General features: G+C 59.5%; 24 protein-coding genes. 8 read left to right on the top strand and 16 right to left on the bottom strand.

Going from position 1 to position 26,376, the window contains the following annotated elements; genetic code table 11:
• Window positions 1-477: 477 nt before the first annotated feature.
• The 3 genes from J0X15_RS15530 to J0X15_RS15520 form a co-directional block, all read right to left on the bottom strand.
• Entirely contained in the window at window positions 478-1,509 is a 1,032-nt protein-coding gene (locus J0X15_RS15530) for a patatin-like phospholipase family protein (RefSeq protein ID WP_206942641.1), read from the bottom strand.
• 39 nt (window positions 1,510-1,548) lie between these two features.
• Entirely contained in the window at window positions 1,549-2,331 is a 783-nt protein-coding gene (locus J0X15_RS15525) for a 3-hydroxybutyrate dehydrogenase (RefSeq protein WP_206942638.1), read from the bottom strand.
• 209 nt (window positions 2,332-2,540) lie between these two features.
• Window positions 2,541-3,311 carry a hypothetical protein gene (locus J0X15_RS15520; RefSeq protein WP_206942636.1) on the bottom strand — a complete coding sequence of 257 codons (771 nt, stop codon included), beginning with the start codon at window positions 3,309-3,311 and terminating at the stop codon, window positions 2,541-2,543.
• 224 nt (window positions 3,312-3,535) lie between these two features.
• Between J0X15_RS15520 and ispG the strand changes: the two genes are divergently transcribed.
• Genes ispG through J0X15_RS15505 form a run of 3 tightly spaced genes read left to right on the top strand, consistent with a single transcriptional unit; the run spans window position 3,536 to window position 6,515 of the window.
• On the top strand, window positions 3,536-4,813 hold the full coding sequence (ispG, locus tag J0X15_RS15515) for a flavodoxin-dependent (E)-4-hydroxy-3-methylbut-2-enyl-diphosphate synthase (protein ID WP_206942632.1): 1,278 nt from the start codon (window positions 3,536-3,538) through the stop codon (window positions 4,811-4,813).
• 42 nt (window positions 4,814-4,855) lie between these two features.
• A complete protein-coding gene (gene pdxY, locus J0X15_RS15510) occupies window positions 4,856-5,755 on the top strand; it encodes a pyridoxal kinase (protein WP_206942630.1) in 900 nt (299 codons plus the stop codon).
• Window positions 5,748-6,515, top strand: coding sequence for a DUF429 domain-containing protein (locus tag J0X15_RS15505; RefSeq protein WP_331461926.1), 768 nt, complete (start codon window positions 5,748-5,750; stop codon window positions 6,513-6,515). The genes pdxY and J0X15_RS15505 overlap by 8 nt, the downstream gene beginning before the upstream one ends.
• A gap of 13 nt (window positions 6,516-6,528) precedes the next feature.
• On the opposite strand, the gene J0X15_RS15500 is transcribed toward J0X15_RS15505, so the two are convergent.
• The 3 genes from J0X15_RS15500 to J0X15_RS15490 form a co-directional block, all read right to left on the bottom strand.
• A complete protein-coding gene (locus J0X15_RS15500) occupies window positions 6,529-7,779 on the bottom strand; it encodes a L,D-transpeptidase family protein (protein WP_209015384.1) in 1,251 nt (416 codons plus the stop codon).
• 395 nt (window positions 7,780-8,174) lie between these two features.
• The gene (locus tag J0X15_RS15495; protein ID WP_206942628.1) at window positions 8,175-9,131 is read right to left on the bottom strand and encodes an acetyl-CoA carboxylase carboxyltransferase subunit alpha; all 957 of its coding nucleotides are present in this window, start codon (window positions 9,129-9,131) and stop codon (window positions 8,175-8,177) included.
• 196 nt (window positions 9,132-9,327) lie between these two features.
• Window positions 9,328-10,182 (bottom strand): DUF3108 domain-containing protein, encoded by an 855-nt coding sequence (locus J0X15_RS15490; RefSeq protein WP_209015383.1) that lies wholly within the window; start codon window positions 10,180-10,182, stop codon window positions 9,328-9,330.
• 404 nt (window positions 10,183-10,586) lie between these two features.
• Here J0X15_RS15490 and rpmB point away from each other — a divergent pair, with 404 nt between their 5' ends.
• Both rpmB and J0X15_RS15480 read left to right on the top strand, forming a co-directional pair.
• Window positions 10,587-10,880 carry a 50S ribosomal protein L28 gene (rpmB, locus tag J0X15_RS15485; protein ID WP_206942626.1) on the top strand — a complete coding sequence of 98 codons (294 nt, stop codon included), beginning with the start codon at window positions 10,587-10,589 and terminating at the stop codon, window positions 10,878-10,880.
• A 46-nt stretch (window positions 10,881-10,926) separates the two neighbouring features.
• Window positions 10,927-11,562, top strand: a complete 636-nt coding sequence (locus J0X15_RS15480; protein WP_408015351.1) for a VUT family protein — start codon at window positions 10,927-10,929, stop codon at window positions 11,560-11,562.
• A 74-nt stretch (window positions 11,563-11,636) separates the two neighbouring features.
• On the opposite strand, the gene J0X15_RS15475 is transcribed toward J0X15_RS15480, so the two are convergent.
• The 5 genes from J0X15_RS15475 to J0X15_RS15455 form a co-directional block, all read right to left on the bottom strand.
• Window positions 11,637-12,263, bottom strand: coding sequence for a LysE family translocator (locus J0X15_RS15475; RefSeq protein ID WP_206942622.1), 627 nt, complete (start codon window positions 12,261-12,263; stop codon window positions 11,637-11,639).
• Window positions 12,264-12,304: 41 nt separating this feature from the next.
• On the bottom strand, window positions 12,305-13,357 hold the full coding sequence (locus J0X15_RS15470; RefSeq protein ID WP_206942620.1) for an esterase-like activity of phytase family protein: 1,053 nt from the start codon (window positions 13,355-13,357) through the stop codon (window positions 12,305-12,307).
• Window positions 13,358-13,363: 6 nt separating this feature from the next.
• Window positions 13,364-15,274: a cobaltochelatase subunit CobT gene (gene cobT, locus J0X15_RS15465; protein WP_206942618.1), complete on the bottom strand. Its 1,911-nt coding sequence runs from the start codon at window positions 15,272-15,274 to the stop codon at window positions 13,364-13,366.
• 206 nt (window positions 15,275-15,480) lie between these two features.
• Window positions 15,481-16,467 carry a cobaltochelatase subunit CobS gene (cobS, locus tag J0X15_RS15460; RefSeq protein WP_206942610.1) on the bottom strand — a complete coding sequence of 329 codons (987 nt, stop codon included), beginning with the start codon at window positions 16,465-16,467 and terminating at the stop codon, window positions 15,481-15,483.
• Between the two features lie 69 nt (window positions 16,468-16,536).
• Window positions 16,537-17,127, bottom strand: a complete 591-nt coding sequence (locus J0X15_RS15455; protein ID WP_206942600.1) for a DnaJ domain-containing protein — start codon at window positions 17,125-17,127, stop codon at window positions 16,537-16,539.
• A 174-nt stretch (window positions 17,128-17,301) separates the two neighbouring features.
• Here J0X15_RS15455 and J0X15_RS15450 point away from each other — a divergent pair, with 174 nt between their 5' ends.
• Window positions 17,302-17,604 carry a BolA family protein gene (locus tag J0X15_RS15450; protein WP_206942598.1) on the top strand — a complete coding sequence of 101 codons (303 nt, stop codon included), beginning with the start codon at window positions 17,302-17,304 and terminating at the stop codon, window positions 17,602-17,604.
• A gap of 47 nt (window positions 17,605-17,651) precedes the next feature.
• Here the strand turns inward: J0X15_RS15450 and J0X15_RS15445 are convergent, their stop codons facing one another.
• The 3 genes from J0X15_RS15445 to J0X15_RS15435 are packed head-to-tail and all read right to left on the bottom strand — an operon-like array spanning window position 17,652 to window position 20,862.
• The gene (locus J0X15_RS15445) at window positions 17,652-18,998 is read right to left on the bottom strand and encodes an HlyC/CorC family transporter (RefSeq protein ID WP_206942596.1); all 1,347 of its coding nucleotides are present in this window, start codon (window positions 18,996-18,998) and stop codon (window positions 17,652-17,654) included.
• The gene (aroB, locus tag J0X15_RS15440) at window positions 18,995-20,143 is read right to left on the bottom strand and encodes a 3-dehydroquinate synthase (RefSeq protein ID WP_231710449.1); all 1,149 of its coding nucleotides are present in this window, start codon (window positions 20,141-20,143) and stop codon (window positions 18,995-18,997) included. Before aroB ends, J0X15_RS15445 begins: the two co-directional genes overlap by 4 nt.
• Before the next feature lie 47 nt (window positions 20,144-20,190).
• Complete coding sequence (locus J0X15_RS15435) at window positions 20,191-20,862, bottom strand: shikimate kinase (RefSeq protein ID WP_206942594.1); 672 nt, start codon at window positions 20,860-20,862, stop codon at window positions 20,191-20,193.
• A gap of 369 nt (window positions 20,863-21,231) precedes the next feature.
• Here J0X15_RS15435 and J0X15_RS15430 point away from each other — a divergent pair, with 369 nt between their 5' ends.
• Window positions 21,232-22,152 (top strand): site-specific tyrosine recombinase XerD, encoded by a 921-nt coding sequence (locus tag J0X15_RS15430; protein WP_206942592.1) that lies wholly within the window; start codon window positions 21,232-21,234, stop codon window positions 22,150-22,152.
• Window positions 22,153-22,158: 6 nt separating this feature from the next.
• On the opposite strand, the gene J0X15_RS15425 is transcribed toward J0X15_RS15430, so the two are convergent.
• Complete coding sequence (locus J0X15_RS15425) at window positions 22,159-23,211, bottom strand: MaoC family dehydratase (protein WP_206942590.1); 1,053 nt, start codon at window positions 23,209-23,211, stop codon at window positions 22,159-22,161.
• Window positions 23,212-23,572: 361 nt separating this feature from the next.
• On the opposite strand from J0X15_RS15425, the gene J0X15_RS15420 reads away from it, so the two are divergent.
• A complete protein-coding gene (locus J0X15_RS15420; protein ID WP_206942588.1) occupies window positions 23,573-23,866 on the top strand; it encodes a GIY-YIG nuclease family protein in 294 nt (97 codons plus the stop codon).
• A 306-nt stretch (window positions 23,867-24,172) separates the two neighbouring features.
• Here J0X15_RS15420 and J0X15_RS15415 read toward each other — a convergent pair whose 3' ends face one another.
• Entirely contained in the window at window positions 24,173-26,224 is a 2,052-nt protein-coding gene (locus tag J0X15_RS15415) for a protein meaA (protein ID WP_206942587.1), read from the bottom strand.
• Window positions 26,225-26,376: the final 152 nt, after the last annotated feature.

Genomic DNA, 26,376 nt, shown 5'->3' with positions numbered 1-26,376 from the left:
CATATGTGTCACGCAACCTGCTTTGCAAAGGGCAGCGTTCCAAGCTCGACGAACGGGGAGCCTATCAGCAAGACGTTACTATTAAATGGCGATGGGGGATGGACCGGCGCGGGCTGGGAGAATCATTGTTAGCAAAAGCTTGCCATGCGGTCGTTTCACGAGCGCCAGATGTGTGGAGGGGAAGGAGCAGACGGGGTCGCAAGTGTCCACCCCTTCCATCCACAAACGTTGACGACGCAAAACCTAACAATCAACGTGCCATGTTTATCGCAAGTCTCTTGCCAGTTTGGTTTTGCATCGCTCGCCACCAGAGATAGACAGGCATCAGGTACCCTCCGCAAGATATTGAAGATCTTCAGAATTTGGTAACCATGGGCGCAATGCATTCTGCAAGGCGCGCTGCGAAAGAGGGTTAGCCAGAGGTTAAGGCGGACTTGGCCTTTGGGGTTGATCGTTGTGGCTGGATCTCTTCGAATGTCACTCCAGCGTGCTGCGCAGATCGATGGTGTTGCGCTTGCCGAGGTCTTGCTGGTGCGTGTCGATCCAGGTCTGGGCCGAGCGTCGCCCGATCTCTTTCAGCTCCGTCAGGAACGCCCATTCCGCATTGGCCTTGGAGGAGGAGGTCAGAGGTTTCAGCTCGTCGCCGGCGATGCGGTGCATGTAAATCCGCTTGTACTGGTCCTCCGACAGTTTGTTTTCTTCCAGCAGGCGCGTGACAAACTGGATGGCACGTAGCTCTCTCAACAAAGTGGAGTTGAAAGTGATTTCATTTTGGCGGTTGAGGATCTCACGCGCCGTCTTGGGTACCTCGCGCCGTTCCACAGGGTTGATCTGCACCAGAAGGATGTCGCGCGCCTTGGTGCTGTAGAAGAGGGGATAGAGAGGCGGATTGCCCATGTAGCCGCCGTCCCAATAGGGCTCGCCGTCAATTTCTACGGCCTGGAAGATATGCGGCAGGCAGGCAGATGCCATCACCGCGTCGAGGGTGACTTCCTTCTCGCGGAAAATCCGGATCTTGCCGGTGAAAACGTTGGTTGCCGCGACAAAAAGCTTGAGGTTGTCGCAGGCTTGTACGCGTTCAAAGTCGACTACGGCCTCCACGACTTCCCGCAGCGGGTTGATGTTGAGCGGATTGAATTCGTAGGGAGATGAAAAGCGGGAGATCAGGTCGAAGGCCAGATAACTGGGGGAGAAGTCCAGGCTCCATTGGCCAAGCGCCATGTCGAGCGGCGATCGCTTGATCGGGCTGAAGGCCGCACTTTCGCTGACGGCCTTCCAGAACTCTTCCAGCTTCTCACGGGCGCCGTCGCGGCCGCCTTGCTGAAACCCGGCCGCCAGCACCACGGCATTCATGGCGCCGGCAGACGTTCCGGTTACGCCCTCAATCCACAATCGGTCATCTTCGAGGAGTCGATCCAGAACCCCCCAGGTGAAGGCGCCATGTGCGCCGCCGCCCTGCAAGGCCAGATTCACCGGCTTTGGCGTCGTGCTGTTTGTTGCCTGTGCCATGAGCCGTCCTGTCGTTGGGAATGTGGGAGGGAAGCGAAGTTATTGGGCGGTCCAGCCTCCGTCCATCGGAAGCACCGTGCCGGTCATTGGCGAGGCTGCGTCGGAGCACAGGAACACAGCCAGGGCTGCAACTTGCTCAACCGTAACAAATTCCTTTGTTGGCTGGGCCTTAAGGAGAACGTCCTGCTTGACCTGCTCTTCGGTCATGTTGCGCGCTTCCATCGTGGCGGGGATCTGAGCCTCGACCAGCGGAGTCCAGACATAGCCCGGGCAAATGGCGTTGACGGTGACACCGTGCTCAGCCACTTCAAGGGCCACAGTCTTCGTCAGTCCAGCAATGCCGTGCTTGGCCGCTACATAGGCAGATTTGTACGGGGAGGCCACGAGCGCATGGGCGGAGGCCGTGTTGATGATCCGGCCCCAGCCGCGCTTCTTCATGCCGGGAACGGCTGCGCGGATGGCATGGAAGGCAGACGAAAGGTTGATGGCGATGATCGCATCCCATTTCTCAATGGGGAACTCTTCAACCGGCGCGACATGCTGGATGCCGGCGTTGTTGATCAAAATGTCGAGGCTGTCGAACTCGTTTTCTGCGTTGGCCACCATGGTGGCAATCTCGTCCGCCTTCAGCATGTTGGCTGCGGAATAGACGCAGCGCACGCCGAAATCGTTTTCCACGGCTGCGCGGGTGGCTTCAATCTCGTCCGCATCACCAAGGCCGTTGATCACGACGTTGGCCCCCTGTTCGGCCAGAGCGCGGGCATAGGCGAGGCCGATACCTGAGGTGGAACCGGTGATCAGGGCAGTCTTATTCTTCAACATGAGGGCCTCCTCCTGGCAAAACTGTCAGGCTACTTCATAGGGAACGGGCAGTCAGCGCAAGTGAAGTTTCAAACACGCGTTGGCTCAAAATCAAGGAGGGCACAGGAAGTGTCCTCCTTCAATCTAGGGAGCCGGTGGTCCGGCTTCCAGTGCATTTCAAAAATGTAAGGGTTCGAGCGTCTCAGAACTCCCTACGCTCAGGATGCTGCTCATTCATGCGGGTGTTCCGACTGGTTCTCCAGAGCAATTCTGTAGGCGCTGGTGATAACGGAAATTCCAAGGACCGTGGTAATCACCTGAAGGAGCATGCTCAGGATAAGCGATTTGATCTGCATGCCCAGGCCGGGCGCTCCATCGGTGCCCAGGTTTGCGATCAGATCGATGACGACGCCGACAAGCATGACGGGAAGCGACAGGCACACAATCGCGACCACCATGCGCCACCCCAACCCCTGGGCAAAAGTGAAGGCTGTGGCCAGTTTCATCGGGCGTTCAATCGCGGTCGCAGGCAGGGCAATATTGAAACGCATGCAAAGGGAAGAAAGCCAGAGCAAAGGTACCAAAGTAAGCGCAAAGGCGAGTTCTGGCGCGGCAGTCCCGGATACCAGCAATGTAAAGAAGGCAAAAACCGGGATCATGGCGGCTATCATTATCAAGCCGATCAGCAGCATCTTGCCCATGAAGTTGATCTCCACTTTTCCGACATGCAGGTGGATCAATGTTGGATGGTCACCGAGGAGCGCAAAACGGTGCCAGGCGACGGCAATCGATGACGATGAAAGCAAGGTAAGGGCGATAGAGACAATCGCCAGCAACGGATTGCTGGCCATCGCGTCTTCGCCGCCACCACCACCCGTGACGATCGTCAGGCAGAGCAGGAAGACGAATTGCAAGGAAAACCAGGCGCCGCAGACCTTGAAGACAGCGTCGAGATTATTGAAAACCAGAAAAAAGCTTTCGGACAGAATGCGTTTGAGCACGGGGCACCTTATGTATTTGTTTGACTGATACTAATAATCACACCCTTGAGAAGTGTGTCGAGGCCTGGGACTTCAGGAAGGTCGCAGGCGTGACGTTTGGCACCAGCACCGAATCGGCTTGCCCCATTGCCCTTTGGCTTTCGGCGCACTAATCAAGCAGAGAGAAACAAAGGGCCCGTCATGCGTTGTTCGGGCTCGGGATCGCCAGCGGATCGAAAGACCCAATGATCGACAATTTTGCTAAGCAACTGCCGCGCCGCGTTTCCGTGCCCGTGAAGGTCGGATCCGTTACGGTTGGCGGCAACGCCCCCGTCGTCGTCCAGTCCATGACCAATACGGATACGGCCGACGCGGATGCCACCGTGGCCCAGGTCGCAGCTCTGGCGCGCGCCGGTTCGGAGATCGTTCGGATCACCGTCGACAGGCCGGAAGCCGCTGCTCAAGTGGCGCGTATTCGTGACCGGCTGGATCGCATCGGCCTTGATGTGCCGCTGGTGGGGGACTTCCACTACATCGGCCACAAGCTGCTGACGGACTATCCGGAATGTGCGGCTGCCCTGGCCAAATACCGTATCAACCCGGGCAACGTTGGCTTCAAGGCCAAGCGGGACACGCAGTTTTCCCAGATCATCGATCTGGCGCTGAAGCATGACAAACCGGTGCGCATCGGCGTTAACTGGGGTTCGCTTGATCAGGAGCTTCTGACCAAGCTGATGGACGAGAATTCCGCCAGTGCCACACCGGTTTCTGCCGGTGCGGTCATGCGTGAGGCGATTATTCAGTCCGGGTTGCTTTCAGCGCAACGGGCGGAAGATCTCGGCATGGGGCGTGACAAGATCATCTTGTCGGCCAAGGTCAGTCAGGTGCAGGACCTGATCGCAGTCTATGCGGATCTGGCGCGACGCTGCGATTATGCGCTGCATCTGGGCCTCACTGAAGCTGGCATGGGCACCAAGGGGATCGTCTCGTCTGCTGCCTCCATGGGCATTCTTTTGCAGCAAGGTATTGGCGACACGATTCGTGTCTCGCTGACGCCCGAGCCTGGCGGCGATCGAACCCGTGAAGTCCAGGTGGCTCAGGAGCTGTTGCAGGTGATGGGTTTCCGGGCATTTGTGCCGGTGGTTGCCGCCTGCCCTGGCTGCGGGCGGACCACATCGACCGTCTTCCAGGAACTTGCGAGCGATATCCAGAACCATATTCGCGACAGCATGCCTGCCTGGCGTGAGCAATATCCGGGCGTAGAAGCGATGAATGTCGCCGTGATGGGCTGCATCGTCAACGGGCCGGGCGAATCCAAGCATGCGGATATCGGCATCTCCTTGCCGGGCACCGGTGAAACTCCGTCTGCCCCCGTCTTCGTGGACGGCGAGAAGGTCACCACCTTGCGTGGCGACGGGATTGCGGACGAGTTCAAGCAGATGGTGCTGGATTACATTGAAAATCGGTTTGGCAAGGGTGCTTCGAAAGAGGCATCCTCCAGCTCAACCACCGAGCCGGCCTGACTGCGGCCAGTGGCGCCTGCCCGTCCAGGGAAATTTGCGAAGATGACAACGAATCCCGGTTCTCCGGCACCTGCCAAGCGCGCCATTCTGGTGATTACATCTCAAGTGGTTCGCGGTGGCATCAGTGGTCGCGGGCTGACGTTTGCGCTGGAGCGACTTGGGCACCCTGTCTGGTTCTTGCCGACGATCCTGTTGCCATGGCATCCGGGGCAGGGACCCGGAACGCGGATGACGGCGGATATGGCGACGTTTTCAGCGCTGGTGGCGGATTTGATCGCCTCGCCGAAATTGTCGGAGATCGGCGGGATCGTAACGGGCTATCTGGGAAATCCTGCGCAGGCGCCAGAAATCGCCAAGCTTGTCAAAGCAGTGAAGGCCGCCTCTCCCGACGCTCTGTATGTGTGTGACCCGGTCATGGGCGACACACTGGGGGAGGAGGGCCGTCTCTATGTGCCTGAGCCGACAGCTGAAGCCATTCGCGATCATCTGGTGCCGCTGGCGGATGTGGTGACCCCCAACTGCTTCGAGCTTGGCTGGCTGACACAGCGTGAGATTGGCAGCGAATTGCAGGCGCTGGCCGCAGCGCGCAGTCTCGGGGTCGAGCGGGTGCTTGTCACCTCATCACCGGCGATGCGGCGCAATTCCATCTCCAACCTTCTGGTGACGCCAACCGGAGCTCTTGCTGCAGAGCATGTGACGGTTGCGGATCCGCCAAACGGCACGGGTGACGTGATTTCCGGTCTGTTGCTGGCCTGGCTGATGGCGGGTGCCAGTGACGAGACAGCCCTCATGCGGGCAGCCGCAAGCACTTTCGAGCTTGTGGCGCGCAGCGTGAAAAAAGGCGCAGACGAGTTGTTGCTTGCCGAAGAACAGGCCTCGGTGGCCAAGCCGATGGCCCTGATTTCCAGTCGGCGGGTGATGGAAGCCCGGGGCCGTGCCTGAAGGCGCGCGAGACCGCTTGTCTGGTGCTGCTCAGGCAGCGCCGCTGGTGGCTGGAGTTGATGGCTGCAAAGGCGGCTGGGTGGCGGTCTATTTTCCCAATCGGCATCCCGGGGAGGCAAAGCTCCTGAAGGTGACGCAATTCGCTGATCTGCTAGCCCCTGATCCGGATCTGAAGGTTTTAGCCGTTGATATGCCGATGGGTCTGCCGGCGCATATCGGTCCTGACGGGCGTGGGCCGGAAAAGGCGGTGCGCAAGTTGCTGGGGGAGCGCCAGTCGTCGGTGTTCTCCGTTCCTTCACGCGCTGCGGTTTTCTGTACGGACTATCGCGAGGCTTGCGATGTGGCGCAGCAGACCTCGGAGCCGGCCCGAAAAGTTTCCAAGCAATGCTTTTATCTGTTTCCCAAAATCCGGGAGGTCGATGCTGTTCTGACACCGCGGAGCGAGAATCGGATTTTCGAGGTTCACCCGGAAGTCGCCTTCTGGCGTTTGAATGATGGTGCACCGATGAGTTTGCCGAAGAAGGTCAAGAGCCGGGCAAACGGCCCGGGGTTGGACCAGCGTCAGGCTTTGCTGCAGAAATACGGTTTCACATCGGCGTTTCTCGAGCAGAAGCGTCCTGCCGGTGTGGGGCGGGATGATCTTCTGGACGCTGCCGTCAACAGCCTTATTGCCATGCGCATCCTGTCTGGTGAGGCGCGCGCCTTTCCGACGGATTTTGTTCGCGACGGGAAGGGCCTGAGAATGGCGATCTGGGCCTAAGGCGCCTGAAGGCTTATTCCGGCTTTGCCGCCGGGATGGTTTCCGGTGCTGCCCCGGTCATCGCCTGATTGGTCTCGCCGTCGACTACTGAGGTTGTCTGCGGCGTTTCCTCATTGCCGAAGCCAAACGGAATGAAACGCTTCAGAAAGCCGCCCGTGCCATCATTGTTGGTCGGCTGCGGAGATGGTGCCGGTGCAAAGGCAGTGGCAATCGGCGATCCGTTGGGTTGGCGGATTGGCGACTGAGCAGGTGAACCTGTGGGCGCTGCAATTTGTCCGGGTGCCGTCGCCATTGCGGGGACTTCTGCCGTTGCATCTGTCGCGGTTTCGCTGACCGTGCCGCCGCTGACGAAGCCGGCGATGGTGGTCTGGCGCTCTTTCCAGCGCTTGTCACGCTCTTCGCGAGCTTCAAGCTTGGCAACGATTTGCTCGAACTTCTGGTCATCCTCACGCTGCTTCTTGTCGACCAGCTGGGCGAGGCGCGGAGGCACCTCATAGGCGGGGCATTGGGCGGTGGCGCGGAACGGCACACCGTCGATCACAGGCGTTGCATCAAAAACGTATTTCTTCTCGCAGACGTCAACCTTCGGCGGGACATGGGTCAGTTCAAAGTGGTCATAGCCGGTCTTCAGCATACGCCAAAAATCAATGTGCTCACTGTCATGGTGCTTGGCCATGTTTTCGGCCGTCATCTTGAATGGGAAGGCCTGAACCTGGAACGAACGTTGGCCACCCTTGAAGCTGTCACGGGCGAGCGCATAGATATCCTGCACCTGAGCATCGGTCATGGCATAGCAGCCGCGTGAAGAGCAGGCGCCGTGGACCATCAGGTGTGACCCGGTGCGTCCGTGCGACCGGTCATAGCTGTTGGGGTATCCCAGATTGAACGACAGGTGATAGCTGGAGTTCGGGTTCATCAGGCCGGGCGTGATCTCGTAAAACCCTTCGGGAGCCTGACGGTCGCCTTCCTTGAATTTCGGGCCAAGCTCGCCCGACCATTTGCAGATGTCGAAGTCCTCGAGAATCTCGAAGCGGCCGTTGCGCTTCTGCTTCCAGACTTCCAGCTTGGATTCTTCCTTGAAAATCCGGATCAGGATGGGCGACTTGGCCGGCATGTCTTGCGCCTGCATCTTGCGTGCAACGCTCTGGGACACCGGCCGCTGGGCCTTGGGTCCATATCCCAGTTCATCCGCCTGGCAGCCAGCCAGGAAGACAGCGACGGTGAGGGCTCCCCCCAGCCGGCGAAAGGTTTTGCTCGAAAACACGCGCAGTTGCCTCATGTCGTCCGAAATTCTCCGAAACCCGGCCTGTCTCGACGTTGCCGGGTTTTGCTATGCTGTCGGCTTCAATTTGCCGCGAACCCTGCTCGGGTGGGCTATTCGAGCCTAGTGGCAATATGGTTGATGCGAAGTTACCGCAAGGGGCGTCCTGGATTCAAGAAGCGGCTCCTGATGTGGGCGTGAGAGCTGGATTTTGACCTCAGACTTCGCCTATCGATTTGCTCCTTGCGCCCTGATTGGGGCTAAACAGGGGCATTGGTCACAACGACTTCGTGAGTGGTTGGCTTAGTGCCGTCTAGTGCGTCACATTCGGCCAAAACGAAAAAAGGGCCGGCGCTTGATGGCGGCCGGCCCTTTCGAAAAACAGATCTGGTGCTGGCTCAACCGAGCGTGCGGCCGATCTGCAGGAATTTTTCGCGACGCTGCTTGCGCAGGCCGGCTGCATCCAGCTTGCTGAGCTCCGCAAGAGCGGCTTCGACGGCATCGCCAGCTCGGGAGATGACAGTCTCCTTCGCGCGGTGCGCACCGCCAACGGGTTCCTCGACGATTCCGTCGATGACACCGAGCTGTTGCAGATCCTGTGCGGTGATCTTCATGTTGGTTGCTGCATCCTGCGAACGCGTGCTGTCGCGCCAAAGAATGGAAGCAGCGCCTTCCGGCGAGATCACCGAATAGACGGCATGCTGAAGCATCAGCACCTTATTGGCTGTGGCAATGGCAATCGCGCCACCGGATCCACCTTCACCGATGACCAGCGAGACATTCGGCGTCGCGAGGCCGAGGCCTGCGTCCGTGGAACGTGCGATGGCTTCCGACTGGCCGCGTTCTTCCGCACCCTTGCCCGGATAGGCACCAGCGGTGTCGACCAGCGTCAGGACCGGCAGGGAGAAGCGTTCTGCCATCTCCATGATGCGGACAGCCTTGCGATAGCCTTCAGGACGGACCATGCCGAAGTTGTGCTTCAGACGGCTTTGGGTGTTGTGACCCTTTTCCTGTGCCAAAACAGCGACTGACTGTCCCCGGAAGCGGCCGAGGCCGGCAATCAGTGCATGATCTTCGGCAAACTTGCGGTCGCCGGAAAGCGGTGTGAAATCTTCGATTAGGCCGGAAATGTAATCCAGTGCATGGGGACGATCCGGATGGCGGGCAACCTGTGTCTTCTGCCAGGGGGTCAGCTTTGCGTAGATGTCTTTCAACGTCTGAGAGGATTTGACCTTCAGTCGCTCGATTTCATCTTCGACGTCGACGGTTTCTCCACCCGAGGCGAGCGCCCGGAGTTCCTGGATCTTGCCTTCGATGTCGGCGACGGGTTTTTCAAAATCCAAATAGCTGTGCATGTACTCGTAAACCTGGAACAGGCCGCGTCCGGTGTGGCCGGGGAGGATGAAAGGACGGGGCTAAACACGCGCGCCGACCATGGGCAGGATGTTGCGGCGCAGAACCTGCCTGGAAGGGCTCTACCAAGAGACGGCAGTCCACGCAAGGGCGAGGTTTTTTGCCGACGAGGTGAATCCTGCCCGCTAGATGCGCCAATCAGCGGGCAGCGCGGTCGTTGTCCGTGCCATCGATATTTAATTTCTTGGCTTCCAGCACCAGCCGTCCTGTCTTGGTCTGGATGGAGATGCGGTAAGGAATGAGGACATCCTCTCGGCCTGCAGGGGCTAGCCAGGTCTCCATTTCAGCATTTGCCATGTATTTGACGGAGTCCTTGGAAGGTCGATGTCCTGCCACCGGTTTCCAACGGGCCTTGCAGACCACGACAGGGCCATCATAGCCGTTTCCGGACACAGTCTCCATGCCCTTGTAGCTCAGTTTGATGTCGAATCGGGTCCAGCCATCGAAGATCGGCAATGTCCGCTTGCAGGCCTCTGCGCTCAGGCCCTTCTTGCCGATGCGCACGGGCATCAAGGCGGCGCTCAAGGGATCCATCGCGTTGTTGCGGTGGCGACTGGTGACCTTGATCCGTTCCTCATTGGGGCGGAACTGCGGGGCAACCTCAAAGGAGCGAATGTGGCCGGATCCCTGCTTCAGAGCAACGAAGAAGTCGATATCGGCCGCGTGGGATGCCATCTGGTATTTGGATGGGACCACCTTGTTGCCGACCAGCCAGCCAGACGCTTCCGCGCCGCCCTTGCCGGTAGAAAACAAGGTGCCTATGCCGGAGGGCTCAAGTCCCACCTTGGCGGAATAGGCGTTACCCTGAAGGACCAGGGACAAACTGGCCTTGCCGATGGTGAAGCCAGCGAGCGATATATTATACAATCCACCGACATTGGCCTTGGCCGCTTGCGCTGGGGCTGTCATGCCGCCTGCCAATGAGCCGCCGGCGATGGCCAGACAAGCGAGGGGCGCCGTCAGGCGTTTGCCGATCGTTTTTAATCCAGACACGATTACCTTCCTCCAGGCTGCCAGTCACATGACTTGGCCCTTTGCGCCCCCGCGCTGCACGTTTTAAACGTTTGCCCGCTTGAAAAATAAACCTTTTGCAGTCAGATTGCCGGTCCGATGCGGTCTCTACTGAACGACCGATGCAGCAAATCACTCCGCGAACTCTACGCGATTGTTTGCTGCTATGGTAACTCAGTGGTTAACGTTGAGGCCTGCTTGCGTGAAAAACATGGAATCGCATTCCATGAGGCAACAAGCCTTGACGTGAGCCGTGGTGGTCAGTATAGCAAGCCAACTTTTCCGTACAAAAGCCGGAGATGCCGTAGCTGGGCCTTGGTCCGCTCCCTTCCGGTTGTAACTGCTGACCCCGCAATGGGCCGGTTAAAAAGACAAAAGGTGATAAAATGGCACGCCGTTGCGAACTCTCCGGTAAAGATGTGATGACGGGTAACAACGTCTCGCACGCGAACAACCGCTCCCGTCGTCGTTTCCTGCCGAACCTCTGTGTGGTTTCTCTGATGAGCGACGCGCTGGGTTCGACTTTTCAGATGCGCATCTCCGCACATGCTTTGCGTTCCGTTGAGCACCGTGGCGGCCTCGACGCCTACCTGATGAAGGCTTCCGACGACACGCTGTCTCAGAAGGCTCGCCAGATCAAGGCAAGCATCAAGAAGCAGCAGGCTGCAGCGGCCGCTTAAGGCTCTGCTGGCTCAAAGGCTTGAAAATATGAACGGTTCTCGGAATATTTCCGTGGCCAGACTCGCCATCGCGATCCTCGCGATGGCGTCTGTCGTTGTGGCCTCCAATTATCTCGTGCAGTTTCCGGTGCACGGCAGTCTGGCAGGTATCAACCTGGCGGATCTGCTGACCTATGGCGCCTTCACCTATCCGGCAGCGTTTCTGGTCACCGATCTGACCAATCGTCGATTTGGTGTGAATGCGGCCCGTATGGTGGTGATTGCCGGTTTTGTCGTGGCCGTGGTTCTGTCCATCTGGTTGGCGACACCGCGCATTGCGATTGCATCCGGCTCAGCCTTCCTTGTCGCTCAGTTGCTCGATGTCACCATCTTTGATCGTCTGCGGCGGGCAAGTTGGTGGAAGGCACCGATCGTCTCTTCGATGATCGGTTCTGTGGTCGACACGGTGCTGTTTTTCGGGCTTGCCTTTGCTGCAGTGTTTTCCACACTTCTTGGCTTTCATGATGACTTCGCTGTGGAAGTTGCGCCGCTGTTCGGCGTCTTCTCGGCTGAAGTTCCACGCTGGGTTTCCTGGGCGCTGGGTGATTTTGCGGTAAAAGTGCTGGTGTCTCTGGCTCTGCTGGCGCCCTATCGTATCCTGATGGCACTGATCGCACCGCAATCTGCTGCCCGCACGGCCTGACAGTTGGTCTAAGATATTAATTCAAGAAAAAGGCGCCTCATTGGGCGCCTTTTTTGCGACTCCCGTCATCTTCGTCAAATAATGCGCGTTGTCAGAAGCTTGATGCCGACAAGACCGAACAGCAGGGCGAAAGCGCCGTTGAACCACCGGGATGTACGCCCGTAAACGCTACGAACCTTCGGAATTGAAAACAGCCAGCCGTATCCAATGAAGATCGTGAAGCTGGTGGCTGCGAGCGAGGCCATGACCGTGGCCAGTTGTTGCGGGGTCGTGTCTGTTGGCAAGCCGATGGAATAGACCGAGCCATAAAACAGGATCGCCTTGGGATTGGTGATGTGCAGGGCCAGACCGTTGCGAAAGGCTTTCCAGGGAGAAGAGATGCTGATGGGTGTGGCTGTGCGGGCCTCATTGCAGGACCATGCGGCTTTGGCCGACCACACCGCCAAGTACAGGAGATAGGCTGCCCCAATGTAGCGCATGACCTCAAATACCCAGGCATGGGCAAGCATCACGGCCGCAAGGCCGAAAGCTGCGGCAAAGGACCAGGTCACCGATCCGCAGAAAACGCCGAGGCCGAGGGTCATGCCCATTCTGCGACCGGAGGCCATCGAGGTGCCGGCGATGGCCATGGTGGCCGGGCCCGGACTTGCGGCGGCAACGAACAGCGCACCGAGGATCAACGGCAGGTGCACATCGCTCATGTTGTGGTTTCCTTGGATTGCGGCCCACAGGTCGGCAGGTTTTAGCGGTTCAGACGAAATTCCAACAGCAGCGTGCGCTGAAATATGGAGAAGTTATCGTCTGAAATGAGTGTCAGGATGGTCTCGCCGGAAGGTGACTGGTGAATGTCCAAGCCTTCCATATTGTCGATGTCATAGGCGCTGTTGGCCTCCAGGAGTATTTCTCCGGGGACCGGCTTTGCGTTGGTTGCCATGAGATCTTCCACTGCGAACCTGCGCAACCGCATGCCGAGGAGGTCCCGCAGGTTGAACCGGCGTTCCAACAGGATCAGGTCGCCATTCGGCAGAAAATCGGCATCGGTTGCGTCATAGCGGTCACTGCGCATAAGCCTGAAGTTTCGCCACTCGTTATTGAGCCAATAGGCGCCGGGCAGGCTGTTGGGATCGCGCGAGTCCTGTTCGCCGATGGCAAGGAGAGCTCCGGCAATTGGTGCACCTTCAGGCGCCAGTGCCAGAGCTTCGAGGCCCTGATTGTATCCAAGCGATCGTATGTTCTGCGGCAGTGGCAGCGGCTCTTGAACGATGGGCGCTATGGCTGGGTCGTGGACCTTCGTCTGCCAGCTGAGCGGCATGATGGAGTGATTGCGCTCGGATGAGATAAAGGCCCGACTGCCTGAAATTGCCAGACCTTCGACGTCCTGATGGTTGTTTCGCGACAGCGTATTGCCCTTGGCGTCGCGCAATTTGGTGAGGCGGGCCTTGCGCAGGCCGATCAGTTTGCCTGTGCCGTCGCGCTCAACCTCGGCGGAGAGGAAAAAGCCTCGGTCGGTTGCCGCGAAAAGTGTGCTGCCCTGTTCGCTTAGATGAAGGCTCGAGAGCCCACCGAAGTCCGGTGCGGCAGCGCGCAGAACACACCCGCCGATGAACGTCAGGGGGCCGACTGCCTTGTCGTCACTCGGACTGAAGGATTTGATCGGCGAGCAAGTTACTTGCTCATACTGGCTGGGTTTGGCGGCGGGGCGCGGAGCAACTTCGTCGGCCTGCAGTCTGCCGGAAAGGACAAGAGCAGCGCAGGCGAAAGCCACAGCCAGCGCTGTCTTTTGTCTCAAGGCCATGCGTCGTTAACGGCGCTTGCCGGCGCGGCGACCACCACGGCTGGCATAGGCGGCTTGCACCTCGTCATCGAACAGATCAGCAAGCTGGTCAGTCATCGCGCCTGCCAGTTCCTCGGCGTCGACGATCGTCACGGCGCGGCGATAGTAGCGCGTCACATCATGGCCAATGCCGATGGCGATCAGTTCCACGGGCGAGCGGGTCTCGATGTCCTCGATCACATACCGCAGATGACGCTCCAGATAGTTGCCAGGATTGACCGACAGGGTGCAGTCATCGACCGGGGCGCCATCGGAGATCATCATCAGGATGCGCCGCTGTTCGGGCCGCGCAAGCAGGCGTTCGTGCGCCCAAGCCAGTGCTTCGCCGTCGATGTTTTCCTTCAACAGGCCCTCGCGCATCATCAGGCCGAGATTACGGCGGGCGCGGCGCCAAGGTGCGTCGGCGGATTTGTAGATGATGTGGCGCAGGTCGTTGAGGCGACCGGGAGACGACGGCTTGTCATCCGCCAGCCACGCTTCGCGAGATTGGCCGCCCTTCCAGGCCTTGGTGGTAAAGCCGAGAATCTCGACCTTCACGCCGCAGCGTTCCAGTGTGCGCGCCAGAATGTCGGCACAGGTGGCGGCAACCGTGATCGGACGGCCGCGCATCGAGCCGGAATTGTCCAGAAGCAGCGTCACGACGGTGTCGCGGAAGTTGGTGTCCTGCTCCTGCTTGAAAGCAAGCGGGGTCATTGGATCCGTGATGGCACGGGTCAACCGAGCCGAATCCAGAATTCCTTCTTCCAGATCGAAGTCCCAGGAGCGGTTCTGTTGAGCCATCAGTTTGCGTTGCAGCCGGTTGGCAAGGCGGGCCACAGCGCCGCCCAAATGGTTCAACTGCTTGTCGAGGAAGCCGCGCAGTCGCTCCAGCTCGGCGGCATCGCACAGATCTTCAGCGGAAACGGTCTCATCAAACTTGTCGGTGAAAACGCGGTAATCAGGGCCGGCTGGTCGATTGGACAGAGGCATTTCCTGGCGATCCATCTCGCCGGTTTCCTCGGATCCGTCGGCCATGTCTTCATCGGCCATGTCGTCCATGTCGCTGTCGGCACCGTCCTGCTCGCCAGCGTCTTGTTCTTCGCCGGACATGTCCATGTCCTGAGGCGAGGCTTCCTGTTCGCCCTCGGAATCCTCGTTATCGGCACCTGTCTCGGATTCGTCGTTGTTGCCGTTGTCGTCGCTTTCGTCCTCGTCGTCGCTGTCATCCTGGTTGCCGATTTCGTCAGCCATGTCGAGCGACGTCAACAGTTGATGCAACTGCTTGGCGAAAGCATCCTGGTCTTCGACGCGTGGGATCAGCCGGTCTAGATCTTCGCCGGCCTTTTCCTCGATCCAGTCGCGCCAGAGGTCGACCATCTTTGTGGCGGCTTCGGGCGGAGGAGCGCCAGTAAGGCGCTCGCGTACCATCAGGGCGATTGCATCCTGCAGGGGAGCTTCTTCGCGACTGACCACCGTGGATGCGTTGGCCTTAAGGTATTTGTCCTCGAGCATCGCCGTCAGATTCTGACCGACACCCTGCATCCGAAGTGCTCCGACTGCTTCGCAGCGGGCTTGTTCAACAGCTTCGAAAATGACGCGGGCTTCCGGTCCGGAGGGCGCGCGGCGGGCGTGTATCTTGGCGTCGTGACAAGCTTTGCGCAGCGCCATGCTGTCGCCGAGACCCCGTGTGATGGCAACTTCGCGAGAGTTGATCTTGCGGGACGGCTCAGGCAGGCGCACCGTGTTGCCGGACAGACCGGGACGATCGCCGGAGAAGATGATCTCCAGCTCGGGATCCCCGGCAATGGCGCGTATGGTGCCGCCGACCGACTGCTTGAACGGTTCGTTCGGTGGCGAATTGCGTCCGCTCGGATTGGAGTTGCTGCCCGGCCCGGCCATCCTGATTCCTTCTTGAATGCTCTCGGTGTGCTGGCATCTGATGCGAGACCACCGGCGCAGGGCCTGGCCCTGCCGACTGGCAAATGACACGTTTCCCCGGAGTCTTTCGGGCAGATTGGCAGCTGTCCGATTTGCTCCCGGTTCCGTCGTGGCCATGAGAGGCTGCCCTGAGCGGGGCCGTCAGACCCGCCGCCCAGGGCATCTCATCAGCTCACGACGACATTAGCGGCAGATTCCGGCAGATCTTCGCCGAAGCAACGCTGATAGAACTCGGCGACCAGCGCCTGTTCCATGTCATCGCACTTGTTCAGGAAGGTCAAACGGAACGAGAAGCCGACGTCGCCGAAGATCTCCGAGTTTTCCGCCCAGGTGATGACTGTACGTGGGCTCATTACGGTGGACAGGTCGCCATTGATGAACGCATTTCGGGTCATGTCGGCGAGACGAACCATCTTGGAGATGATCGCACGGCCTTCCGCGCCCTGATAATGCTTGGCTTTTGAGGCAACGATATCGACTTCATTGTCGTGCGGCAGGTAGTTCAAGGTGGTGACGATGGACCAGCGATCCATCTGAGCCTGGTTGATCTGCTGAGTGCCGTGGTACAGTCCGGAGGTGTCGCCGAGGCCGACCGTGTTGGCAGTGGCGAACAGGCGGAAGGCCGGATGGGGGCGGATGACGCGGGACTGATCCAACAGTGTCAAACGACCGGAGCTTTCCAGAATACGCTGGATCACGAACATCACGTCTGGGCGGCCGGCATCGTACTCATCAAACACCAGCGCGACGTTGTTCTGATAGGCCCACGGCAGAATGCCATCACGGAATTCGGTGACCTGCTTGCCATCTTTCAGGACAATCGCGTCCTTGCCGACGAGATCGATACGGGACACGTGGCTGTCCAGGTTGATACGGATACAGGGCCAGTTCAGACGCGAGGCGACTTGTTCGATGTGGGTCGACTTGCCGGTGCCGTGGTAACCGGTCACCATGACGCGACGGTTGTGGGCGAAGCCGGCGAGAATGGCGAGCGTGGTGGTGCGGTCGAACAGATAGTCCGGGTCAGCTTCCGGCACATTCTCGGACGGCGCTGAGAAGGCGGGGACCATGAGGTCCGTCTTGAAGCCAAACACTTTTTCTACGGAAACTTTGGTATCAGGCATACTCACAGCCGCGTACGTCATCTCAGTCATCAATCCTCCGCTGCCTCGGGCGCGGGCCCTTGGAACGTAAATGGGGAATGTCCGCAAAGAAAATGCGGACTAACAGAAACCGGCTTTTTTCAGGACATTATAGGCCTGAATGATTTCCCGCAGACGGTCCTCGAAAGAGCGATCGCCGCCATTGGCATCCGGATGGTTTAATTTCACGAGCTCTTTGTAGCGCGCCTTGATGTCGGCGGCACGTGCTGTCTCGGGTAGATTGAGCACATCTAGGGAGCGTTTTTCAAGCGCTAGAACTTTTCGCTGTCTCGGACGGCGCGTCGTGGTCTTGCGTGCGTGGGTGGCCTGACGTGCGCTTTCACGCGGATCATGGCCATCGGGGCCTTCAGATGCCTGCTTGTTGACCCCCATTTTCCAGGTGGGACGATGACCTGTCAGCGAGTCCTTCTGGTAGGTGCGCACATCGTCGTCGCCCATGCCGGAAAAGTAATTGTAGGACTTGTTGTACTCGCGGACGTGGTCGACGCAGAAGCGGAAGTACTGGCCTTCGCGGTCACGACCTTTCGGCGCCCGGTGGGGCGCAGGACGGTCACACCCAGGGTGGTCGCATGTCGGATGCAGGTCTTCCTCGACCTTTTCCTTCTTGCGCTTCACGCGAATGCTATCGAAGATTTTTGAGTCCAGTTTCATGGCGCCAATTATGGTCGGTCAGGTGCGCGGGAACAAGAGATGCACCTGTGCAAATTGTGGGTCCAGAGGTGCTAATTTTCCAACGCGGCTTTTTCGTGTCGTCTTCGAGGATGTCGTGCGGTTGTCGGGGACCGATTGCTTGACGTTTTGCGCGTCTGGGGCCAAAACCATGCCATGAACACGAAGACAATTATCGAAAACAAAATCAATGCCACGTTCTCTCCGCTTGCGCTTGAGGTGATCGACGAATCCGACAAGCACAAGGGGCATGGCGGATGGCGTGAAGGTGGCGAAACGCATTTTCGCGTCCGAATCGTTGCGGCTTCCTTCTCGGGCATGAGCCGGGTCAATCGGCACCGCGCGGTCAACGACCTTCTGGCGGAAGAGCTCGAGAACGGCGTGCACGCACTTGCCATTGAGGCGCGCTCACCGGAAGAGCCAGACCCGCGTGCGGCCCGGGTTTCCGGTCAGGCCTGATGCAATCCTCCTGAGACCATGGCAATTTGCCAGGCTCAGGGCGGCGATCAGCTGGAAGAGGGCGCCCGGTTGGAGGTGACGGTCGGATGGGGTGCTGCTGACAGCCGCGCTGCTGCCGCATCGATCTGGCTGAGCGGCATGATCCGCAAGCGCGTTATGCGGTTGCGCTCGCGCCGCATCACGGTGAAGCGGAAGTTGTGAAAGGTGAAGATTTGCCGCTCTTCCGGGATCATCCGTGCTTCATGGATGACCAGTCCGGCAATTGTCGTTGCCTCATCGTCCGGCAGGTTCCAGTCGGTGGCGCGGTTGAGATCCCGAATCGGCACCGAGCCGTCGACAATGACGGACCCATCTGCCTGTGGGCGCACGCCCTCCAGTTCCACGTCGTGCTCATCGGCGATCTCACCGACGATTTCTTCCAGAATATCTTCCAGGGTCACCAGACCCATAACCTCGCCGTATTCGTCCACAACCAGGGCGAAATGGGCCTTGTGCCTGAGAAACGCATTCAGCTGATCCTGCAGGGTCGTTGTGTCGGGTACAAACCACGGCGGGGAGATGATGTCTTCGATCTTCAGCTTTTCACTGTCGCCGCCAGCTGCATTGAGCGCGCGCAGAAGATCCTTTGCGTGCAGAACTCCGACGAAATTGTCGCTCTCCCCGCGCCACAAAGGCAGGCGCGTGTAAGGGGAGGCGAGGGCTGCATCGACCAGTTTGACGAGATCCTCATCCGCATTCAGCGCCACCATGTTGGTTCGGTGAACCATGACGTCGGAGACCTCCAGCTCTGCCAGATCGAGAAGTCCGCCAATCCGGTCTCGTTCGCCCTTGGCAAGGCCGCCTTCCATATGCTGCAGATCGACGGCACCGCGCAGCTCTTCATGCGCTGAGAGGCCTGAGGTGTCGTCATCGACATTGACCCCGACCATACGCAGGAGCAGCCGCACGAGGATTTCCACGGCAGCTGTGATCGGACCGAACAGCGCCACGATGACGCGGACGATGGGGGCGACGACCAGAGCGAATCGTTCCGGGTTGGAGATCGCCCAGGTCTTCGGCAGCACTTCGGAGAATACCAGAACAAGTGCTGTCATCACTAGCGTGGCCAAGGCCACACCCGCATCACCGAACAGGTTGAGGAAGACGGTGGTGGCAAGGGCGGAGGCCAGAATGTTGACCAGGTTGTTGCCGAGAAGCAGCGCGCCGATCAGCCGTTCGCGCGCCGAAATCAGCTCGGCCACCAGAATGGCGCGCTTGTCGCCGTTCTTTTCCATGTGGTGCATACGGGCACGTGAGGCTGCCGTCAGCGCGGTTTCCGATCCCGAAAAGAAGCCCGAGAGAATAAGCAGGATGATGATAGCGGCAATGGCCAGCCCGAGGGTTGTCATGGTCATGCGTCGAGTTTCTCCTTCAAGAACTCTTGCACCTGGGCACGGTCGACGCCCTTTTCAACGAAGGATTCGCCGATTTTCCGGGTCAGAATGAACGTCAGTTCGCCCCGGCTGACCTTTTTGTCCTGGGCAATGATGTCCAGCAAGGTGTCGGCGGGTGGCATTTGTCCGGGAATATCCTGGATGCGGATTGGCAGACCAACTTCCAGGAGGTGACGTTTGACACGCGCAACGTCGTCCTCTGAGAGGAGGCCGAGCTTTTGTGAGAACTCATGCGCCAGCATCATGCCGATGGAGACGCCTTCGCCATGCACCAGCCGTTCCGTTGCATAGGCGACGGCTGATTCCAGCGCATGGCCGAATGTGTGGCCAAGGTTGAGCAGGGCACGACGGCCCCCTTCAAACTCATCGGCGGCGACGACATCGGCCTTGGCTTGGCAGGAGCGGGCGACGGCTTCGTCGCGCTCCGGACCGCCAGCGAACACGGCCTGCCAGTTTGCTTCCAGCCAGGCGAAAAACGGTTCATCTCCAAGGAGCCCGTATTTGGCGACTTCCGCGTATCCGGCACGGAAATCGCGCAGCGGCAAGGTGTCGAGCACTGCTGTATCGGCCAGAACGAGAGCTGGCTGATAAAACGCGCCGACCAGGTTCTTGCCGTGCCGGGAGTTGATGCCGGTCTTGCCACCGACAGAGCTGTCGACCTGTGCCAGAAGCGTGGTCGGGATCTGGATGAACTTCATGCCCCGGCGTACGGATGCGGCAACAAAGCCTGACAGGTCGCCGACAACACCGCCGCCAAGCGCGACAATCGCGTCGCCACGCTCAAGTCTTGCGCCGAGAACGTCATCACACAGCCGATCAAACAGCTCGAAGCGCTTGCTGCTTTCTCCCGCCGGGATGGTGAAGCTGACGTGATCGACGTCGGCAGCGTCGAGGCTGGCTTGCAGGGCCTGGAGATGCAGGCCGGCAACGGTTTCATCGGTGATGATGGCAACCCGCGCCTTTGGCAGCAGATTGGCGATCTTCTCTCCGGCTTGGTACAGGAGGCCTCGGCCGATTGCGATATCGTAGCTGCGCGTGCCCAGCTCCACCCGCACAGTTTGCTGTGCGTTGGTGTCGGTCTGTGGCGAGGTCATCGTGTCGGTCATGTCGGTCGAAAAGCCCAATGCGGATCGTTGGCCGTTAAATCGGCGGGTCAGTCAGCAACCGGGACTTCCAGGTCGCGGGTGCCGTTGCTTGCGGAGGTCGACAGCAGATACTGGCTCAGTCCGATCATGATGTCTTCGGCGACGGTTTCATGCGGTACATCACGGGAGTGAATTTCCACATCGGCCTTCGCATAGATGGGGTAGCGGTCTGCCATCAGCTGACGCATCGTCCCTTCCGGGTCGGGCGTTTGCAGCAGGGGGCGGCTTGTGCGCTTGCGGACACGCGCCATCACCGTCTCGAAATCGGCGTTGAGCCAAATCGAAATGCCGGCTTCGGCAATCGCTTCCCGCGTGCTGCCGCTCATGTAGGCGCCACCGCCAGTCGCCAGAACCTGAGGCCCTTCCTGGAGCAGCCGGGCAATAACCCGCTCTTCCCCACTACGGAAATAGGCCTCGCCATGGCTGGCGAAAATCTCAGGAATGGTCATATTGGCCGCTTCCTGGATCGCATTGTCCGCATCGACGAATTTGAGACCCATGCGATGAGCCAGTCGGCGGCCAACCGTGGATTTTCCGGAGCCCATGATGCCAATCAGCACGATGGACCGTTGCCCCAAAAGGTCGACCAATTGGGCCCGCGGCAGAAACCCATCCCGGGCTTCGTCCTGTGCAAGGGCCGCCTGCTCATTGGCGGAGTGGTTTTGATTTTCCCTCTTCATGGCGGCTTTGTACCATATTCCTTTCAAAAGGCACTCACCCGAGGCGGAAAGTTTGAAGGTTTTCAAGAGGACACCACTTGCCACGGTCAAGGCGATCTGGCTGGTGAGGTCTGCTCCCGGCTTGCGTGTTTTGATTTCTGACGGAACACTATCGCCTTCTGATTCTTTATTCTCAAGAGAGCGCGTCCGTTGCCAACCCTGACCAGATTGATCGTGGTGCTTGTTGTGCTCGCTGGCCTGGGCTTCGGAGCGTTGTTTTCTCTCGCAAATCTCGTGGATCCCGGTGAGCGGGAAATCACGGTGCGGGTGAAAAAGGAAGGATTTGGCCGCTAGCTGCTCGATGCTGGTGGGCAGGCGGAGGATATTGATATGCCGGACCACACGGTAGAAACCTTTTTGGAGATGATAGCGGCAGAGCGTGGTGCGGCGGAAAACACACTGTCGAGCTATCGCCGCGACCTTGAGGATTTTTCCCAGTTCCTCGGCCGGGCCCTGCCTTCCAAAGCGGTACAGGCAGATATTTCCAGCTATATGTCCGATCTGACTGCACGCGGGTTCGCCGCCACGTCTCAGGCGCGGCGTCTGTCCGCGCTGAAGCAGTATTTCAAGTTCCTCTATGCCGATGGGATGCGTGAAGACGATCCGACCCGGACGATATCATCGCCCAAGAAGCGCCAGTCCCTTCCTAAGATCCTCAGCCTCGCGGAAGTCGATCGGCTGATCGGTCAGGCCGAGGCTGCAACGCGCGCGGCGCACAAGTCACCGGCGGCAGCGCTGCGGGCGCAGCGGATCTACACGTTGCTGGAGGTGCTTTACGCCACCGGTTTGCGGGTATCGGAGCTGGTGGCATTGCCGGTTTCCGCCTCGCAGCGGGATCAGCGGCTGATCGAAATCCTCGGCAAGGGCAACAAGGAGCGCCTGGTGCCTTTGTCGGATACAGCACAAAAAGCCATGCGCAGCTATGTCGCCCTGCGCGCCAGGGAGAATTCCTTTGCCAAGAGCCCGTGGCTGTTTCCCTCGCACGGTGCCAGCGGTCACTTCACCCGGCAAGCGTTTGGGCGTGACCTGAAGGACCTGGCAATCTCGGCGGAGATCGATCCCGGCAAGGTCTCGCCGCATGTGCTGCGCCATGCCTTCGCCTCGCATCTTTTGCAGAACGGTGCCGACCTGCGGGTGGTTCAGCAGCTGCTCGGCCACGCGGATATTTCGACGACGCAGATCTACACCCACGTACTGGATGAGCGGCTGTCACAGCTGGTGGAAAGCGCCCACCCCCTGGCGAAGCGCTAGCTCTCCTCATTTCGGCATCAGGGCCCAATAGTCGAAGTCGAGAATGACGTCCGGCTGGTATTTTCCCTCCGTATCCTTCAGCGGGAAACCGGCGCAGGGGCGGTTCTTGGTCGCCACCAGCCGCAGGCGCAGCGCCCCCACATCCCGGCGACCTTCGATTTCCGCCGTGTCCAGCACCTCCGACCAGGCGTAAACCGTATCGCCTGCAAACAACGGCGCCACGTGTCGACCGCCATTGATGGCCGCGATATGAAAGGCATTGGCCAGCCCGTTGTAGGAGAGGGCGCGGGCCAGCGAAATCACGTGGCCGCCATAGATCAGCCGCGCGCCGAAGCGGCCCTGGCCCTCGGTGTGCTGGTTGAAGTGGACTTTCGCTGTGTTCTGATAAAGCCGTGTCGCCAGCTGATGCTCGGCTTCTTCCACGGTCATGCCGTCGACATGGTCGATCTTCTCGCCCTTGGCATAGTCCGAAAAGCGGAAGTGACTGCCGGCGAGGTCATCGTCCCAAGCGCTCTGGTTGAGCAGCGGCACAGCATTGCCCAATGAGATCGGGTCGAGGCTTTCGGGCAATTCCGGCACCACGGGTATTGGCGCGGGCGAGGTCTCGTCGCGCTTGCGAACCATCACCCAGCGAACATAATCCAGCACCTCGGTGCCTTCTGCGGTGTAGCCGGTGGAGCGAACGTAGACGACGCCGGTCTTGCCGTTGGAATTTTCCTTCTTGCCGATGATTTCCGACACGGCGCTCAGGGTGTCACCGGGATAGACCGGCGAGAGAAAGCGTCCGCCCGCATAACCCAGGTTGGCCACCGCATTGAGCGAGATGTCCGGCACGGTCTTGCCGAAGACGATGTGAAAGGTCAGCAGATCATCGATCGGCGCCCGGTCATAGCCGAGGCCCTCGGCAAAGGCGTCCGATGACTGCACGGCAAAGCGGGAGCCGTAAAGCGCTGTGTAAAGCGCCACATCGCCGGTGGTCACGGTGCGCGGCGTCGCATGGCGGATCACCTGGCCGATTTCGAAGTCTTCGAAGAAATTGCCTGAAGTGGTTTTCGTCACGCTCTGCTCCTGCCTGCTTTCCCGGGGCGCGCGGCTGCGCCGACCTTGCCTTCGCACCGATTAAGCCCGCTGCACTGCACAGGCGCAAGGCCGACGTTTGGGGAGGAGGAGGGTGCTCACCAGGCCCGGTGTTCCACAACCGTCTCGTCGCTACACTCCCTGCCGTCACCCCGTGGCTAGAGCACTTTTGTTCGGGGAGGATCCATGCCGATAGATTTCGGCGATGGAAGGACTTTGCGCGTGGCGATGTCACGGCATGGATTGCAGGATCAAGTCCTGCAATGACGGAGAGGGGAGATTTTGAATTATATGAACCTTGTCATGTCTTGACCGAGGAAGGCAGGGTGTTTTCTATTCGACTATGGAACGACGTTTCTGGGTGTACATGCTCGCCGGGCAAAAGAACGGCACGCTTTATACAGGCGTGACGAATGATCTGGTCCGGCGTCTGCATCAACATCAAACAGGGACCGGATCGCATTTTGCGCGACGGTACAAGGTTGAACGGCTCGTTTGGTACGAGGATCACCCAACTGCGCCTCAGGCAATTGCTCGCGAAAAGGCGATCAAGACCTGGCGGAGGGCCTGGAAAATCGAGCTGATCGAGGCAATGAACCCCGAATGGATCGACCTGGGGAAGTCGCTGAACTGGTAGGACTGATCGCGTGGCGAGGTCACGGCATGGATTGCAGGATCAAGTCCTGCAATGACGGGGGTGGGGGCTTTTCTCTTAAATTGGAAGGCTGTTGCGTTTTCCCATTTCATCCCCTCTAGCGTCATCCCATGGTTAGACCATGGGATCCATGCCGTTACGTTTCGGCGATGGAAGGACTGCGCGCGTGGCGATGTCACGGCATGGATTGCAGGATCAAGTCCTGCAATGACGGAGGGGAGGGGGCGATCTGGCCCACTCATCTCTGACGGAGAGAGGGGGCAGCCCATCTCGTCGACCGGTTCACACCTAAGCTGCCTTTTCCGCACGGGTAGAAACGATTTTGACGACGTCGGCCATGATGTCGGTGAGCTGGAAATCCTTGGGGGTGTAGACGGCGGCGACGCCCATGGCTTTCAGGGCGATGGCGTCTTCTTCGGGGATGATGCCGCCGACGACGACGGGGATGTCATCCGCACCATCCCTGCGCAGGCGGTCCATCACGTCGCGCACCAGCGCCAGGTGGGAGCCGGAGAGGATCGACAGGCCGATGACGTGGACGTCTTCCTCGATCCCGGCGTTGACGATCTGGGCGGGGGTGAGGCGAATGCCTTCATAGACGACCTCCATGCCGCAGTCGCGGGCGCGCACGGCGATCTGCTCGGCGCCATTGGAATGACCGTCGAGGCCCGGTTTGCCAACGAGAAACTTCAGGCGACGCCCGAGCCTGGCGGAGACTGCCTCGACGTCGGCGCGGATGGCGGCGAGATCACCGGCCCCATCGCGGACCGATTGTCCGACGCCGGTCGGCGCACGGTACTCGCCGAAGACGCGGCGCAGGGTGGCGCCCCATTCGCCGGTGGTGACGCCGGCTCTGGCTGCGGCAATCGACGGTTCCATGATGTTGCTGCCATCGCGGGCGGCGGCTTCCAGATCTTTCAGCGCTGTGGCAATTGCCTCCTGATCGCGCTGCGAACGCCAGGTCGTCAGCCGGTCGATGGCCTCCTGCTCCACATGCTCGGGAACTGTGAGAATGCCGCCGTCTTCGCCGGTGGCCAGCGGTGAAGGCTCGCTCTCGGTCCATTTGTTGACGCCGACGACGATCTGCTCGCCGCTTTCAATGCCTGAAAGACGTGCCGAGTTGGCCTCCACCAGCTTGGCCTTCATGTAGCTGCTGTCGACGGCGGCGACCGCGCCGCCCATGGCATCAATGCGGGCAAGTTCTTCGCGGGCCTGGGTTTTCAGCTCTTCGACCTTGGCGGTGATCTCTGTGGAGCCTTCGAAAATATCACCGAAGTCCAGCAGGTCGGTTTCATAGGCGAGGATCTGCTGCATGCGCAGGGACCATTGCTGGTCGAATGGACGTGGCAGGCCGAGGGCCTCGTTCCAGGCCGGCAGCTGGACAGCGCGGGCGCGGGCATTCTTTGACAAAACCACGGCCAGCATCTCGATCAGGATGCGGTAAACGTTGTTCTCCGGCTGCGGCTCGGTCAGGCCGAGCGAGTTGACCTGCACGCCATAGCGGAAGCGGCGGTATTTCTCCTCTTCGACGCCATAGCGCTCGCGGCAGATCTCGTCCCACAGCTCGGTGAAAGCGCGCATCTTGCACATCTCGGTGATGAACTTCAGCCCGGCGTTGACGAAGAACGAGATGCGCCCGACCACCCGGGGGAAGTCTTCTTGCGGGATCGCGCCACTGTCCTTCAGCCCATCGAGAATGGCGACGGCGGTGGCGAGCGCGAAGGAGAGCTCCTGCACCGGCGTCGCGCCGGCCTCCTGCAGGTGGTAGGAACACACGTTCATCGGGTTCCATTTTGGCATGTTGGTGTAGGTCCAGGCAATGACATCCGTGGTCAGGCGCAGGCTGGGGGCCGGGGGGAAGACGTAGGTGCCGCGCGACAGATATTCCTTGATGATGTCGTTCTGGGTGGTGCCGCTCAGGGTCAGGCGGTCGGCGCCCTGTTCGTCGGCGGCCGCTATATACAGCGCCAGAAGCCAGGGGGCGGTGGCGTTGATCGTCATCGACGTGTTCATGCGTTCCAGCGGAATATCCCGGAACAGACTGCGCATGTCGCCGAGGTGCGAGACGGGAACGCCGACCTTGCCGACTTCCCCCTTGGCCAGCGCATCATCCGGGTCATAGCCGGTCTGGGTCGGCAGGTCGAAGGCGACGGAAAGGCCGGTCTGACCTTTGTCCAGATTGGAGCGGTAGAGCGCGTTGGAGGCACTCGCGGTGGAATGGCCGGCATAGGTCCGGAAAATCCAGGGTTTGTCGGGTCCACTCATCGGCGTCTCTCCTCTGTCCGGCCAAGCGCCTGCATCCTCCCGCAGGTGTCTTCCAGAATGCTGCCGTTTTATCATTCCGGCAAAAGCTTTTTATATGCGATGCAAAATGCAGATGGCCTTCGAAGGCAAGTTAAGCAATAGTCGTATAGGAAATTGGATTTTTTCGCAGGATAGTTGCGTGAGAGCGAGAAAAAGCCCGGAAAGTGTTTTGCAATGCGATATCAAGC

The organism is Roseibium limicola (genome assembly GCF_017313085.1).
Taxonomy (GTDB): Bacteria; Pseudomonadota; Alphaproteobacteria; order Rhizobiales; family Stappiaceae; genus Roseibium; species Roseibium limicola.
Note: the sequence above shows the minus strand (reverse complement) of the source record. Positions and strands in the feature narration are given on the sequence as shown.

Excerpts from the sequence above, each read along its gene's own strand:
- J0X15_RS15525 (WP_206942638.1), bottom strand. The coding sequence starts at position 2,331 with ATGTTGAAGAATAAGACTGCCCTGATCACCGGTTCCACCTCAGGTATC.
- rpmB (WP_206942626.1), top strand. The coding sequence starts at position 10,587 with ATGGCACGCCGTTGCGAACTCTCCGGTAAAGATGTGATGACGGGTAAC.
- J0X15_RS15470 (WP_206942620.1), bottom strand. The coding sequence starts at position 13,357 with ATGGCCTTGAGACAAAAGACAGCGCTGGCTGTGGCTTTCGCCTGCGCT.
- cobT (WP_206942618.1), bottom strand. The coding sequence starts at position 15,274 with ATGGCCGGGCCGGGCAGCAACTCCAATCCGAGCGGACGCAATTCGCCA.
- J0X15_RS15495 (WP_206942628.1), bottom strand. The coding sequence starts at position 9,131 with ATGCACAGCTATTTGGATTTTGAAAAACCCGTCGCCGACATCGAAGGC.
- J0X15_RS15415 (WP_206942587.1), bottom strand. The coding sequence starts at position 26,224 with ATGATAAAACGGCAGCATTCTGGAAGACACCTGCGGGAGGATGCAGGC.
- aroB (WP_231710449.1), bottom strand. The coding sequence starts at position 20,143 with ATGACCGACACGATGACCTCGCCACAGACCGACACCAACGCACAGCAA.
- cobS (WP_206942610.1), bottom strand. The coding sequence starts at position 16,467 with ATGACTGAGATGACGTACGCGGCTGTGAGTATGCCTGATACCAAAGTT.
- J0X15_RS15435 (WP_206942594.1), bottom strand. The coding sequence starts at position 20,862 with ATGAAGAGGGAAAATCAAAACCACTCCGCCAATGAGCAGGCGGCCCTT.
- J0X15_RS15530 (WP_206942641.1), bottom strand. The coding sequence starts at position 1,509 with ATGGCACAGGCAACAAACAGCACGACGCCAAAGCCGGTGAATCTGGCC.
- J0X15_RS15450 (WP_206942598.1), top strand. The coding sequence starts at position 17,302 with ATGAACACGAAGACAATTATCGAAAACAAAATCAATGCCACGTTCTCT.
- J0X15_RS15420 (WP_206942588.1), top strand. The coding sequence starts at position 23,573 with ATGGAACGACGTTTCTGGGTGTACATGCTCGCCGGGCAAAAGAACGGC.
- J0X15_RS15475 (WP_206942622.1), bottom strand. The coding sequence starts at position 12,263 with ATGAGCGATGTGCACCTGCCGTTGATCCTCGGTGCGCTGTTCGTTGCC.
- ispG (WP_206942632.1), top strand. The coding sequence starts at position 3,536 with ATGATCGACAATTTTGCTAAGCAACTGCCGCGCCGCGTTTCCGTGCCC.
- J0X15_RS15455 (WP_206942600.1), bottom strand. The coding sequence starts at position 17,127 with ATGAAACTGGACTCAAAAATCTTCGATAGCATTCGCGTGAAGCGCAAG.
- J0X15_RS15430 (WP_206942592.1), top strand. The coding sequence starts at position 21,232 with ATGCCGGACCACACGGTAGAAACCTTTTTGGAGATGATAGCGGCAGAG.
- pdxY (WP_206942630.1), top strand. The coding sequence starts at position 4,856 with ATGACAACGAATCCCGGTTCTCCGGCACCTGCCAAGCGCGCCATTCTG.
- J0X15_RS15445 (WP_206942596.1), bottom strand. The coding sequence starts at position 18,998 with ATGACCATGACAACCCTCGGGCTGGCCATTGCCGCTATCATCATCCTG.